Genomic DNA, 13,875 nt, shown 5'->3' with positions numbered 1-13,875 from the left:
GGCGGGCGCATCGGCCGCGCGCGGGTGACCCCCGGCGCGCTGGTCACCGCCAATCAGACCGATGCCATCGCCAAGATCCAGCAACTGGATCCGATGAACGTGGACATCACCCAGTCCGGCAATCAGTTCCTGGCGCTGCGTCGGGCGATCGCCGCCGGCGGCGTGCAGCCGGCCAGCACGCAGGTGCGGCTGACCCTGTCCGACGGTACCGCGTATCCGCTGCCGGGCACGCTGGAGTTCGCCGACCTCGACGTGGAGGAGACCACCGGTGCGGTGACCCTGCGCGCGCGCTTCCCCAATCCCGATGCGCAACTGCTGCCGGGCATGTACGTGCGCGCGCTGGTCGGGCAGGGCGTGCGCCAGCAGGCCCTGCTGGTGCCGCAGGCGGCGGTGGACCGCACCCCGCGCGGCGAGGCGGTGGCCTGGGTGGTGGGCGCCGACAACGTGGTGCGCCAGCGCGAGTTCACCACGCTGCGCGCGGTCGGCGACCGCTGGCTGGTCGGCGATGGCCTCAAGCCCGGCGAGCGGGTGGTGGTGGCGGGCCGGCAAGGCCTCAGCGACGGTGCCAAGGTGACGGTGAAGACCGCCGCCGCCGCGGCCGCGCCTGCCGCCGGCCAGGGCTGAGCCGGCATGCTGCCGCGTTTCTTCATCCACCGCCCGATCTTCGCCTGGGTCCTGGCCATCTGCATCATGGCCGCCGGCGCCATCGCCGTGTTCACCCTGCCGATCGAGCAGTATCCGGACATCGCGCCGCCGTCGGTGAATGTCACCGCCACCTACAACGGTGCCTCGGCGCAGACCGTGGAGGACAGCGTCACCCAGGTGATCGAACAGCAGATCAAGGGCATCGACCACCTGCTGTACTTCTCCTCGACCAGTTCCTCGTCGGGGCAGGCGCGGATCAGCATCACCTTCGACCAGGCGGCCAACCCGGACATCGCCCAGGTGCAGGTGCAGAACGCGGTCAACCAGGCGCTCAACCGGCTGCCGCAGGAAGTGCAGCAGCAGGGCGTGACCGTGGCCAAGTCGCAGGGCGATAGCCTGATGGCGGTGGCGATCTACGACCGCACCGACCGCATGGACAACGTCGACATTTCCGACTACCTGGTCAGCACCCTGCAGGACCCGATCAGCCGCATCAACGGCGTCGGCGAGATCAACGTGTTCGGCGCGCAGTACGCGATGCGGGTGTGGCTGGACCCGCACAAGCTCAACGCCTACCAACTGATGCCCGGCGACGTGCGCAGCGCGATCCTGGCGCAGAACACCCAGGTCACCGCCGGCGAACTCGGCGCGCTGCCCACCGGCGCCGAGCAGGAACTCAACGCCACGGTCACCGCGCAGTCGCGGCTGCAGACGCCCGAGCAGTTCCGGCAGATCATCCTGGCCACGCGCGCGGACGGTTCCAGCGTGCGCTTGGGCGATGTGGCGCGGGTGGAGATCGGCGCGGAGAACTACCAGAACAACGCCACGCTCAACGGCCACCCGGCGTCCGGCTTTTCGGTGACGCTGTCCGCCGGCGCCAATGCGATCGCCACCTCCGATGCGATCCACGCCACCATCGAACGGCTCAAGCCGACCTTCCCGCCGGGCCTGGACGTGGCCTATCCGCGCGACAGCACGCCGTTCGTGCGCATTTCGATCGAGAACGTGGTGCACACCCTGGCCGAGGCCATCGTGCTGGTGGTGGTGGTGATGTTCCTGTTCCTGCAGAACGCGCGCGCCACGCTGATCCCCGCGATCACCGTGCCGGTGGTGCTGCTGGGCACCTTCGGCATCCTCGCCGCGGCCGGCTTCACCATCAACACGCTGACCCTGTTCGCGATGGTGCTGGCGATCGGCCTGCTGGTCGACGACGCCATCGTGGTGGTGGAGAACGTCGAGCGGATCATGCATGAGGAACACCTGCCGCCGCGCGAGGCCACCGAGCGCTCGATGGGCGAGATCACCGGCGCGCTGATCGGCATCACCGTGGTGCTGGGCGCGGTGTTCCTGCCGATGGCGTTCTTCGGCGGCTCCACCGGCATCATCTACCGGCAGTTCTCCATCACCATCGCCTCGGCGATGGCGCTGTCGGCGCTGGTCGCGCTGACCCTGACCCCGGCGCTGTGCGCGACCCTGCTCAAGCCGGTGGAACAGGAGCGCAAGCTCGGCCGCTTCTTCCAGTGGTTCAACCGCAGCGTCGAGCGTGGCCAGCAGGCCTACCAGCGCCGCCTCGGCACGGTGCTGCAGCGGCCGCGGCGCTGGATGGCGCTGTATGCGCTGGTAGTGCTGGCGATGGTGGTGCTGTACATGCGCATGCCGACCGGCTTCCTGCCGGTGGAGGACCAGGGCCAGGTGCAGATCCAGTTCACCACCCCGGAAGGCACGCCGCTGGCCAAGACCCAGGCGCTGGGCAAGCGCATCAGCGATTACTTCATGACCCACGAGAAGGCCAATCTCACCGCGATCTTCATGGTGGTCGGCCGCAACAACGCCGGCACCGGGCAGAACGCCGGCCAGGCCTTCGTGGCGCTCACGCCGTGGGGCGAGCGCAACCGCGACAACACCGCGCAGGCCATCATCGACCGCGCCAACGCGCATTTCCGCGGCGTCGGCGACGCCAAGATCAGCGTGCTGTCGCCGCCGGCGGTGCGCGGCCTGGGCCAGTCCAGCGGCTTCGAACTGTGGATCCGCGACAGCGACGGTGCCGGCCGCGCGGCGCTGCTGAAGGCGCAGCAGCAGGTGCTCAAGGAGGCCGGCGACGATCCGCAGCTGACCGCGGTGCGGCTCAACGGCCTGGGCGACAAGGCGCAACTGCAGGTGGACATCGACCACGCCCAGGCCAGCGCGCTGGGCCTGGCGCAGAGCGACATCAACGCGACCCTGGCCACCGCCTGGGGCGGCAGCTACGTCAACGACTTCATCGACCGCGGCCGGGTCAAGCGCGTGTACGTGCAGGGCGATGCGCCGTACCGCGCGCTGCCGGAGGACATCGCGCAGTGGTACGTGCGCGGCAGCGGCGGGCAGATGGCGCCGTTCGCCAGTTTCGCCAGCACCCACTGGACCCGCGGCCCGCAGCTGCAGCAGCGCTTCAACGGCCTGCCGGCATCGCAGATCCAGGGCGGCGCGGCGGCCGGCAGCAGTTCCGGCGAGGCGATGCAGCGAATGCAGGCCCTGGTGGCCAAGCAGGAGGGCTTCGATCTGCAATGGAGCGGGCTGTCCTACCAGGAGCAGTTGTCCAGCAACCAGACGCTGTGGCTGTACACCGCCTCGATCCTGTTCATTTTCCTGTGCCTGGCGGCGCTGTACGAAAGCTGGTCGATCCCGGTGGCGGTGCTGCTGGTGATTCCGCTGGGTGTGGTCGGCACCGTGCTGGCGACCACCCTGGCCGGCTTCGTCAACGACATCTACTTCCAGGTCGGCCTGCTGACCACGATCGGCCTGTCGGCGAAGAACGCGATCCTGATCGTCGAATTCGCCGAGGCGCGGCAGCGTGCCGGGCGACCGTTGCTGGAGGCGACACTGGAAGGCGCGCGTCTGCGCCTGCGACCGATCGTGATGACCTCGCTGGCGTTCGTCGCCGGTGTGCTGCCGCTGGCGCTGTCCACCGGCGCCGGCGCCTCCAGCCGCCGTGAGATCGGCGTGTGCGTGATCGGCGGTATGGTCACCGGCACCGTGCTGGCAGTGTTGCTGGTGCCGTTGTTCTTCGTGCTGGTGCGCGGCCTGTTTCGCGGGTCCGCGCGGCAGGACGCGAGCGCAGCGGCGGCGTAAGTCGTAGACCGACGAGGCGGCTCCGCGACGCGGTGCCGCCTTGCGACTAGACTTTGCGTTCCCCCACGCCATACGACTGTGCGATGAACGATTCCTCCTGCTGCGGCGCGCCCAGCGACGCACCGGCCCACTGGTCCGGCCGCATTCGCGATATCGCCGATTTCCCGAAGCCGGGCATCGTGTTCAAGGACATCACCCCGCTGCTGGCCGACGGCCCGGATTTCGCCTCGGCGCTGGACGAGATGGCGCGTCCGTGGCGCACCACGCCGCTGCAGGCGGTGCTGGGCATCGAGTCGCGCGGCTTCATCCTGGGCGCGGCGCTGGCGCACGAACTGCGTACGGGCTTCGTGCCGGTGCGCAAGCCAGGCAAGCTGCCGGGCAGGACGGTGACCCAGGAATACGCGCTGGAGTACGGCAGCGACCGCATCGAAATGCACGCCGATGCGCTGCCGGCCGGTTCGCGCGTGCTGCTGGTCGATGACGTGCTCGCCACCGGCGGTACCTTGCGCGCGGCTCTGGCGTTGGCGCAGCAACTGGAACTGGAAGTGGTCGGCGCCGCGGTACTGGTGGAACTGCAGGGGCTGCGTGGACGCGATCGCTGGAGCGAGACCTTGCCGCTGCTGGCGACGCTGACGTACTGAGCACGGCCACTGCTCCTGGCAGCGCAGGTGGCGCGGCCGGGGATCGACGCATTGGGCGCGGCCGACGCCTGACGCCGCAACCGCAGGCGCCGTGTCAGGTCGGGTAGATCACCGTTTCCAGGCTGGGGTCCGCATGCGCTGCGGCATGGCTTAGGTGGCCATCGAACGGACCGACCTTGCAGATCCGGCCGTCGTCGGCGAACACCAGCTGCAGTCCGTGTTCGGCTTCCCAGTCGCAGTTGCATTCCAGACTGATGCGCAGGCGGCCGTCGCGGTAGCGGCGTAGATACGCCTCGCTGCCGAACTGCACGTGCGCCCACACCTCGGCGGGGTCGGCGATGTCCGGCGAAGGCCATCCGTATTTGGCGCACAGCGCCTGCGTGTGCCGGTAGTAGGCGAACACGTGCGGCGCCGCCGCGTCGAAGACCGCGGCATCGAGTTGCAGGAAGGTCTCGATGGCGGGCGCCGCGTCGACCGGAACGTCGCCAGCCTCGCAGCCCACCAGCACGAAGCAGCAACTGCCGCGCATCCACGGGACCGGCACCGCCTCGCTCCACAGGCTGCCGTCCTCGTCCGGTTGCAGCGACGCCAGGACCTGCTGCGCCGCGCTCACAGCTTGGCGACCCGGAAGCGGCGGCCCTTGATCTTGCCGGCCTGCAGCTGCGCCAGCGCCTTGCCGGCATGGGCGCGGGCGATGGCGACGTAGGAGCGGGTGGCGTAGATCGCGATCTTGCCGATCGCCGCGCCGGACAGCCCGGCATCGCCGGTCAGTGCGCCGAGGATGTCGCCGGGACGCAGCTTGTCGGTCTTGCCGCCGTCGATGCGCAGGGTGACCATCGCCGCCTGCGGCAGCTGCGCCGGCCGTGCGGTGGCCAGCGGTGCGCGCGACCAGCGCAGCGGCTGGCCCTGCTCGGTTTCCAGCGCCTGCGCGCGCGCGGTCTCGCGCGGCGCCACCAGGCTCAGGGCCAGGCCGTGCTTGCCGGCGCGCGCGGTGCGGCCGATGCGGTGGCGGTAGGTCTCGGTGTCGGTCGGCAGTTCGTAGTTGATCACCGCCGCCAGGTCTTCCACGTCCAGCCCGCGCGCGGCCACGTCGCTGGCGACCAGCACGTTGCAGCTGCGGTTGACGAAGCGCACCAGCACCTCGTCGCGGTCGCGCTGTTCCATGTCGCCATGCAGCGCCAGCGCGGAGAAGCCGAACTGCTGCAGCGAGCCGGCGACCTCGTCGACCTCCTTGCGGGTGTTGCAGAACACCACGCTGGATTCGGGGGTGAAGCGCAGCAGCAGGCCGGCCACCGCCTTCTGTCGGTAGGTGGGGTCGACCTCGAAGAACTGCTGGTCGATCTCCGGCGCGCTGTCGGCGCCCTCGACGGTGATTTCCGCCGGTTCCTTGAGCAGGTCGCGCGCCAATGCGCGAATTTCCTCGGGGAAGGTGGCCGAGAACAGCAGGCTCTGCCGGTGCTTGTCGCACCGGCTGGCGATCTCGCGGATCGGCTCCTCGAAGCCCATGTCGAGCATGCGGTCGGCCTCGTCCAGCACCAGCGTGCGCACCCCGCCCAGGTGCAGCGCGCGCTTGCGCGCCAGTTCCTGGATGCGGCCGGGCGTGCCGACCACCACCTGCGGGTCGTGCGCCTCCAGCGAGGCCAGTTGCGGCGCCAGCGGCATGCCGCCGGTCAGCACCACCAGTTTCATGTTGGGAATGCCGGTGGCCAGCTTGCGCAACTGTTTGCCGACCTGGTCGGCCAGTTCGCGGGTCGGGCACAGCACCAGCGCCTGCGCGCGGCTCAGCGCCGGATCCAGCTTGTGCAGCAGGCCCAGGCCGAACGCCGCGGTCTTGCCGCTGCCGGTGGGCGCCTGCACGATGACGTCCTGGCCGGCCAGGATCGGCGGCAGGCTCTGCGCCTGCACCGGGGTCATGCGGGTGTAGCCGAGTGCGTCGATGCCGGGCGCGAGCGCCGGGGAAAGGGAGAGGGTGGCGAAATCGTTCATGCGGCATTTTAGCTGGTGGGGCCGGGACTCGGGACCCGGGACCCGGAGCGTCAACAGCAAAAGGGCATTTCGACTCGCACGACGCGCCGCTTTTTGCTTTCCGGGTCCCGGGTCCCGGGTCCCGTACAATACGGCATGCCTCTTATCACTCTGCAGAACCTCGACTACAGCGTCGGCGGCCCCTTGCTGCTGGAAAAGACCGACCTGTCGATCGAGCCGGGCGAACGCATCGCCCTGATCGGCCGCAACGGCGCCGGCAAATCCACCCTGATGAAACTGATCGCCGGCGAGCTCAAGCCCGACGACGGCGAGGTCCGCGTGCAGCAGGGCGTGCGCATCGCCCGGCTGGAACAGGAGGTGCCGCATGGCGCCGCCGGCAGCGTGTTCGACGTGGTCGCCGACGGCCTGGGCGAACTCGGCCATTGGCTGGCCGAGTTCCATCGGCTCAGCCATGCCGCCGAATTCGACGGCGATGCGCTGGGCGCGGTGCAGTCCAAGATCGATGGCGCCAATGGCTGGGCGCTGGACCAGCGGGTCAACGAGACCCTGACGCGGCTGGAACTGGACGGCGACGCCGAATTCGCGCGGCTGTCCGGCGGCATGAAGCGCCGCGTATTGCTGGCGCGCGCGCTGGTCTCGGCGCCGGACCTGTTGTTGCTGGACGAGCCCACCAACCACCTCGACATCGAGGCCATCGACTGGCTGGAAGGCTTCCTCAAGGGCTGGAACGGCAGCGTGGTGTTCGTGACTCACGACCGGCGGTTCCTGCGTGCCCTGGCCACGCGCATCGTCGAGATCGACCGCGGCCAGGTCAGCAGCTGGCCGGGCGACTGGGCCAACTACGAGCGCCGCCGCGAGGAGCGGCTCAATGCGCAGGCGCAGGAGAACGCGCGCTTCGACAAGCTGTTGGCACAGGAAGAAGTGTGGATCCGCCAGGGCATCAAGGCCCGGCGCACCCGCGACGAGGGGCGTGTGCGGCGGCTGGAAGCGATGCGCCGCGAGCGCACCCAGCGCCGCGAACTCGGCGGCAACGTGCGCATGGAGGCCGCGCAGGGCGAGTCCTCCGGCAAGAAGGTGATCGAGGCCAAGGACCTGAGCTTCGCCTTCGGCGCGCGCAGCATGGTGCGCGACTTCTCCACCACCATCCTGCGCGGCGACCGTATCGGCCTGATCGGCCCCAACGGCAGCGGCAAGACCACGCTGCTGAAGCTGCTGCTGGGCGAACTGCCCCCGGACAGCGGCGAAGTGCGTGCCGGCACCAATCTACAGGTGGCGTATTTCGACCAGTACCGCGCCACCCTGCGCGAGGACTGGAGCGCGATCGAGAACGTGGCCGAGGGCCGCGACTTCATCGAGGTCAACGGCAAGCGCAAGCACGTGCACGCCTACCTGCAGGACTTCCTGTTCACCCCGGAGCGTGCGCGCGCGCCGATCACCCGCCTGTCCGGCGGCGAGCGCAACCGCCTGCTGCTGGCGCGGCTGTTCGCGCAGCCGTCCAACCTGCTGGTGATGGACGAACCGACCAACGACCTGGACGTGGAAACCCTGGAACTGCTGGAAGAACTGCTCGGCGACTACAGCGGCACCTTGTTGCTGGTCAGCCACGACCGCGACTTCATCGACAACGTGGTCACCTCGACCATGGTCATGGAAGGCGACGGCCGCATCGGCGAATACGTCGGCGGCTACAGCGACTGGGTACGCCAGCGCCCGGCGACGCCGGCCAGCGCGATGGCGGTGGCCAAGGCCTCGGCCACCGCGGCGGCGACCACGCCGGTGGCGTCCGCTGCAGCGGCGCCGGCGCCCGCGCCGGCCAAGCGCAAGCTCAGCTACAAGGACGCGCGCGAACTGGAGCAGTTGCCGGCGCGGATCGAAGCGCTGGAACAGCAGGTCGCGGCGCTGACCGAGGCGATGGCCGACCCGGCGTTCTACCAGCGCGACGCGGCGGCGGTGACCGCGCACACCCAGGCCTTGAGCCAGGCACAGGCCGACTTGGATGCGGCGTATGCGCGGTGGAGCGAGCTGGACGGGTGAGAAACCGGGGCCCGGGACCGGGGACCCGGGACCCGGAAAAGCAACGGCAAATCAAGCAAGTGGCATTGGTTCCCGCAGGACGCGCTGGCAACGGCGCTAGGCGGGATCCTGCTCTTCCGGGTCCCGGGTCCCCGGTCCCGGGTCCCGGCTGCCGCCCACGAACGCGACGAAACTGACGCCGTCCTGCGCCCACTCGCGGGCGACGTCGTCGAGGATGTCCAGCAGCACGTCGAAGGCCGGCTGCGCCACCGCCTGCAACTGCCCGGCATCCTCCAGCAGCAGCGCGTAGCCGCGCGGGGAGGGCAGCCAGGACAGGTCGCGCAGGCCGTCGGTCAGCGCGTCCCAGTTGCGGCCGAAGCCGGGCGGGAAGTCCAGTTGCGCGGCCAGGCGCATCAGCAACATGGCCTTGCCGGTGCAGCCGTGCAGGTCGATCCGGCACAGCCGCAGGCCGGCGTCGCGGGCCAGGGCGGCGACGCTGTCCAGGTCGCGGTTGGCGACGCGGTAGACGCCGGAGGCGGCCGGCTCGGCCAGGTTCAGCGCGAACGGGAAGCCGCTCATCGCGCCGGCCCCGCGCCACCGACCTGGAAGCTGCGGAAACTGTCGTAGTGGTCGTCGCTGTAATACCAGACTTGCGGCGGCGTGCCGCCGGTGACGATGCGGCGCGTGCCGCGATGCGACAGTCCGGGCGTATCGACGGTGTACTCGCGGTAGTAGCCGCGCGGTTGCGCCGGCAGCCGGTTCTCGCGGTTGCCGAACACGCTGCCGTCCTGGCGATGCGGGAACGGGCCGCCGCGCTGGATCAATGCCACCGTGGCGCGCGCTTCTGGCGGCAGGAACGCGGGCAGCTCCGGCGCCGCGGCATCCGATGCCGCGGCTGCCTTGCCGGGCGCGGTGTACGGCGCCTGTGCGGCCGCGTCGAGCGAGGGGGAGAATTGCTGGTGCGGCGGATGCTGCAGCCCGCGGATGCCCCACAGCCCGCCCACCAGCAACACGATGGCGGCGATCAACAGCACGGGCTTGCGCATGGACTCTCCTGCAGGAACGGCGGCGGCGCGCAGCAAGGCGCCCTCGTGCACAGTATGGGCCGGCCTGCCTGTTCGCGCTCTAAACGCCGCCGGTCACGGTGGTGACGCATGCGATTCACATCCGACTAACCGGGGCGTGGGGCATGGTAGGCGCCGATTCGCTAGGCCGGCCGGCATCACCGCCGTGGGATGGGACGATGTTTCCCCAGCCGCGCCCTTGGTAAGGTCGCCGACCGTCCCTACCATTGCTCACGCAACGCTCGTCCTTTCGACGGCGAAAGTCCAGGAGAACCGCATGGCCTACACCCTCCCCAAGTTGCCCTACGCCTACGACGCGCTGGAACCGCACATCGATGCGCAGACGATGGAGATCCATCACACCAAGCATCACCAGACCTACATCAACAACGTCAACGCCGCGCTGGAAGGCACCGAGTACGCCGATCTGCCGATCGAAGCGCTGGTGTCCAAGCTGAAGTCGCTGCCGGAGAACCTGCAGGGCCCGGTGCGCAACAACGGCGGCGGCCATGCCAACCACTCGCTGTTCTGGACGGTGATGGCGCCGAATGCCGGCGGCACCCCGAGCGGCGACGTCGGCAAGGCGATCGACGCCGAACTGGGCGGCTTCGACAAGTTCAAAGAGGCCTTCACCAAGGCTGCACTGACCCGCTTCGGCAGCGGCTGGGCCTGGCTGAGCGTCACCCCGGACAAGAAGCTGGTGGTCGAGAGCACCGCCAACCAGGACAGCCCGCTGTTCGAAGGCAACACCCCGATCCTGGGCCTGGACGTGTGGGAACACGCCTACTACCTGAAGTACCAGAACCGTCGTCCGGACTACATCGGCGCGTTCTTCAACGTGGTCGACTGGAAGGAAGTGGAGCGCCGCTACCACGCCGCGATCGGCTGATCGCGCGTCAGCGCTGCACCATGAAGAAGGCCGGGTTCGCCCGGCCTTTTTTTGTGTGGATGCCCGCCATAAGCGCTGGAAGTGCGGGTGGGGCGTGGCTGCCAGGTTGCTACGCTGCCCTCGCGCGCGTGACCAGCGTGCTTCGGCAGCGATGGCGGCCTATGCCGCATTGGCCGCCGCTTGCGCCGCTGCGTCGCCAGGGCGCGCTAAACCTTTGGCGTGCAGGCGCAGGAGCGGCTTCAGGGCAGCTCTGCCAACGACGAAAGACAACTGGCAGCAGCGGCTTCAGCCGCGATGGGCGTTACCGGGAATGCTTTGTCGCGGCCGAAGACGCTCCTGCAGATGACGCTGTGCGTGACGAAAGCAGGGAATCGGCGATGCCCGATCGTTCCGGTCCGATGGCATGCCGATGCCGATCCACCCCCATGCGCCGCATCGCAAGGCGGTGATCGCACGGCGCGCGAACGTGCCCAGCCTGCCGTCCGCTATGGCGCCGGTTGCAGCGATGTCGGTATCGGGTCCAGCGGCTGAAGTGCCATCAGCAGGCCGCGCGTGCCGGCCACAGGCAGGTCGGGCGCCGGCGCGAGCAGGCGTGCGCCGTGCAGCGGGCGGAAGTGGCCGCGTTCGAAGAACACGTGGTCGGCGGCCGCCGCCGTGCCGGGCGCACGCACGTCGATCCGGTTGCGCGCCGATTCGCCGCGTACGCTGCCGTCCTCGAAGCGCGTTGCCAACGGCGCCAGCTCGGGCGCGCGCGCCGCCGCAAAGAAGCCACCGGCCAGCAGCGAGGGCACGCCCTCGGCGGTGGCATCGATCCAGGCCATCAGGTCCTCGGCCTGTTCGCGGCGGCTGGCGCCGCCGTCGCGCGTCGCGTGCAGGCGGGTGAAGTACAGGTTCACCGGCTGCCCGTGCAGGTCCACCCGCACCAGGCCGGCGACGCTGTAGTCCTCCAGCGGATGCAGCAAGGTCTCGGCTTCTTCCAGCACCGGCAGGCGGGTCAGCAGCGCATTGCCGCGGCGTTGCGGCCGGCTCGGCGGATCGGGGCTGATGAAGTGGCAGTGGTAGCCCAGGCGCGCGGCCAGCCATTGCGCCTGGTTCGGCATCTCCGGCGTCTGCAGCACTTCCTGCAGGGCGATGGCGTCGGGATGCAGGCGCTGTAGGGCTACGGCAATGCGCTCGCGGCGCGCGATCCAGTCGTCGCCGTCCTGCGTGGCGCGCGGATCCGGGGCGAGCGTGAGCGTGACCACGGTGAGGGCGGCGTCCGCCGTGGCCGAGGCCGTCGGCACCGCGTCCGCCGCCACGTGCGCCTGCGCCAATGCCGCCACGGCCAGCAACAGCCAGCCGGTGCGATGCCATCGGAAGACGCGGGGAGTCATGCGGGCGATGCTACGGCGCAGCGTCTCAGGGTTGCGTATACAGCCGATGGTGCTGCGGCGTCCGCCACACAATCGGTGGCGCGCAAGTGGCAATGACGAACATCGCCCCACCTCCGGCGCGCACAGGCGCGGAGGCGGGGCGGGGACCGGTACACACGGCGCGCGTGCGCCGCGCGCCTCGGTCAATGCTGCAGCACGCCGTCCTTCAGGTGCAGCGGCGCGCGCGCCTCCACCTGCGTCGCCGAACGGCCCAGCAGCAGTTCGTAGTCGCCGGCGGCAATGTGCCAGTGGCGCTGCTTCGGGTCGTAGTCGGCCAGGGTCTTGGGCTCGGCGACGATGCTGACGTGGCGGCTCTCGCCCGGCTTGAGCATCACCTTGTCCCAGCCGACCAGGCGGATCGGGGTGTGATGGCCCTGCGGCAGGCGCAGGTACAGCTGCGGCACGTCGGCGCCTTCGCGGTCGCCGGTGTTGCGCACGTCGAAGCTGGCAACGACACGGTGACCGTCGGCCTGCACCTTGAAGTTGCTGTAGGCGAACGTGGTGTAGGACAGGCCGTAGCCGAACGGATACACCGGCTCCAGGCCGCGCGCGGCGAACCAGCGATAGCCGACGTTGGCGCCTTCGATGTTGTAGTCGACGTTGCTGCCGGCCGGTTGCGCCGGCTTGAAGCCCAGGCCGGGAATCGACGGCCGCGGCAGTTGCGACACGTCGCGCAGCCAGGTGACCGGCAGGCGGCCGGACGGGTTGACCTCGCCCAGCAGCAGCCGCGCCAGGCCTTCGCCACCGCGGATGCCCGGATACCAGGCTTCCAGCACCGCCGGCACTTGCTGCAGCCACGGCATGGCGACCGGGCCGTTGGTCTCCAGGACCACCACGGTCTTCGGGTTGGCCTTGGCCACGCCGGCGATCAGCGCGTCCTGCTTGTCGGGCAGGGCGATGTCCGGCAGGTCCACCGACTCGGCCGACCATTGCGTGGCGAACACGATGGCCACGTCGGCCTCGCGCGCGAGCTTGGCCGCCGCCGCCGGGTCGTCGCCGCTGGCGTAGTCGATCTGCGCGTCGGGCAGGGCCTTGCGCAGCGCCTGCAGCGGCGAGGACGGATGGAACATCACCGGGCCCGGCCAGGTGGTCGGGGCGATCCCCGGCACCGCGTTGCCGCCGTTGACGGTGATGCCGACCATCGAGGAACCGCCGCCGCCGATCACGCCCTTGTCGGCATGCCCGCCGATCACCGCGATGCGGCGCAGGTTGCGCGACAGCGGCAGCAGCTTGCCCTCGTTGCGCAACAGCACCGTGCCTTCCTCGACCACGCGCTGCACGGCCAGGCCGCCGGCGGCGTCGTCGATCGGCTGGTGCTGCGGCGGGTTGTCGAAGCTGCCGGTGGCGATGAAGGCGCGCAGGATGCGCTTGACCATGTCGTCCAGGCGCGCCTGCGGCACTGTGCCTGCGGCCACCGCCATGCGCAGCGGCTGGTCGAAATACACCGCCTTGTCGAACACTTCGCCGGCCGACTGCTGGTCCAGGCCGGCCAGCGCCGCCTTGGAGCCGCTGTGCACGCCGCCCCAGTCGGACATCACGTAGCCGGGGAACTTCCATTCCTGCTTCAGCACCTGGTTGAGCAGGTAGTCGTTCTCGCAGCCGTACACGCCGTTGATGCGGTTGTAGGAGCACATCACCGAGCCGGGCTGGCCGATCTTCAGCGCCAGCTCGAAGGCCAGCAGGTCCGACTCGTGCATGGCTTGCTCGCCGATGTCGGCGCTGTGGGTGTTGCGCCCGGTCTCCAGGTCGTTCATCGCGAAGTGCTTCATGGTCGAGACCACGTGCTGGCTCTGCACGCCGCGGATCGATTCGCCGACCATCGTGCCGGCCAGCAGCGGATCCTCGCCGGCGTACTCGAAGTTGCGGCCGTTGCGCGGGTCGCGCTGCAGGTTGACGCTGCCGGCCAGCAGCACGTTGAAACCCTGCTGCCAGGCCTCGCGGCCCATGGTGGCGCCGCCGGCGAAGGCCAGTGCGCGGTTCCAGGTGGCGGCGGTGGCCGGGCCGGAGGGCAGCGCGGTGGCGTGGTCGCCGGGGCGGATGTTGCCGGGATTGGTCACGCCGAGGCCGGCATCGGCCAGTTGCTGCGACGGGATGCCCAGCCGTTCGATCGCCGGCAC

At 69.9% G+C, this 13,875-nt stretch carries 11 protein-coding genes; 5 read left to right on the top strand and 6 right to left on the bottom strand.

Translation table 11 applies throughout. From position 1 onward, the window contains the following. The 3 genes from D180_RS19395 to D180_RS19385 form a co-directional block, all read left to right on the top strand. On the top strand, positions 1 to 624 hold a 624-nt coding region (locus tag D180_RS19395; RefSeq protein ID WP_017914080.1), incomplete at its 5' end, for an efflux RND transporter periplasmic adaptor subunit. 6 nt (positions 625 to 630) lie between these two features. Then, positions 631 to 3,753 (top strand): efflux RND transporter permease subunit, encoded by a 3,123-nt coding sequence (locus D180_RS19390; RefSeq protein WP_017914079.1) that lies wholly within the window; start codon positions 631 to 633, stop codon positions 3,751 to 3,753. A gap of 83 nt (positions 3,754 to 3,836) precedes the next feature. Further along, positions 3,837 to 4,394, top strand: a complete 558-nt coding sequence (locus D180_RS19385) for an adenine phosphoribosyltransferase (RefSeq protein ID WP_017914078.1) — start codon at positions 3,837 to 3,839, stop codon at positions 4,392 to 4,394. A gap of 94 nt (positions 4,395 to 4,488) precedes the next feature. Here D180_RS19385 and D180_RS19380 read toward each other — a convergent pair whose 3' ends face one another. Together D180_RS19380 and dbpA are read right to left on the bottom strand one after the other, a co-directional pair. Beyond that, entirely contained in the window at positions 4,489 to 5,007 is a 519-nt protein-coding gene (locus D180_RS19380) for a hypothetical protein (RefSeq protein WP_017914077.1), read from the bottom strand. Next, the gene (dbpA, locus tag D180_RS19375; protein ID WP_017914076.1) at positions 5,004 to 6,380 is read right to left on the bottom strand and encodes an ATP-dependent RNA helicase DbpA; all 1,377 of its coding nucleotides are present in this window, start codon (positions 6,378 to 6,380) and stop codon (positions 5,004 to 5,006) included. The genes D180_RS19380 and dbpA overlap by 4 nt, the downstream gene beginning before the upstream one ends. A gap of 135 nt (positions 6,381 to 6,515) precedes the next feature. On the opposite strand from dbpA, the gene D180_RS19370 reads away from it, so the two are divergent. After that, positions 6,516 to 8,414 (top strand): ATP-binding cassette domain-containing protein, encoded by a 1,899-nt coding sequence (locus D180_RS19370; RefSeq protein WP_017914075.1) that lies wholly within the window; start codon positions 6,516 to 6,518, stop codon positions 8,412 to 8,414. 96 nt (positions 8,415 to 8,510) lie between these two features. On the opposite strand, the gene D180_RS19365 is transcribed toward D180_RS19370, so the two are convergent. Next, entirely contained in the window at positions 8,511 to 8,972 is a 462-nt protein-coding gene (locus D180_RS19365) for a barstar family protein (protein WP_017914074.1), read from the bottom strand. Beyond that, on the bottom strand, positions 8,969 to 9,439 hold the full coding sequence (locus tag D180_RS19360) for a ribonuclease domain-containing protein (RefSeq protein WP_017914073.1): 471 nt from the start codon (positions 9,437 to 9,439) through the stop codon (positions 8,969 to 8,971). The genes D180_RS19365 and D180_RS19360 overlap by 4 nt, the downstream gene beginning before the upstream one ends. Positions 9,440 to 9,734: 295 nt before the next feature. Between D180_RS19360 and D180_RS19355 the strand changes: the two genes are divergently transcribed. Further along, positions 9,735 to 10,346: a superoxide dismutase gene (locus D180_RS19355; RefSeq protein ID WP_017914072.1), complete on the top strand. Its 612-nt coding sequence runs from the start codon at positions 9,735 to 9,737 to the stop codon at positions 10,344 to 10,346. A 485-nt stretch (positions 10,347 to 10,831) separates the two neighbouring features. Here D180_RS19355 and D180_RS19350 read toward each other — a convergent pair whose 3' ends face one another. After that, complete coding sequence (locus tag D180_RS19350) at positions 10,832 to 11,719, bottom strand: endonuclease/exonuclease/phosphatase family protein (RefSeq protein WP_017914071.1); 888 nt, start codon at positions 11,717 to 11,719, stop codon at positions 10,832 to 10,834. 182 nt (positions 11,720 to 11,901) lie between these two features. Further along, positions 11,902 to 13,875: glycoside hydrolase family 3 C-terminal domain-containing protein (locus D180_RS19345; RefSeq protein ID WP_017914070.1), on the bottom strand; the 1,974-nt coding region annotated here is incomplete at its 5' end.

The organism is Xanthomonas sp. SHU 166 (assembly GCF_000364685.1).
In the GTDB taxonomy this organism is placed as follows: domain Bacteria; phylum Pseudomonadota; class Gammaproteobacteria; order Xanthomonadales; family Xanthomonadaceae; genus Xanthomonas_A; species Xanthomonas_A sontii.
Note: the sequence above shows the minus strand (reverse complement) of the source record. Positions and strands in the feature narration are given on the sequence as shown.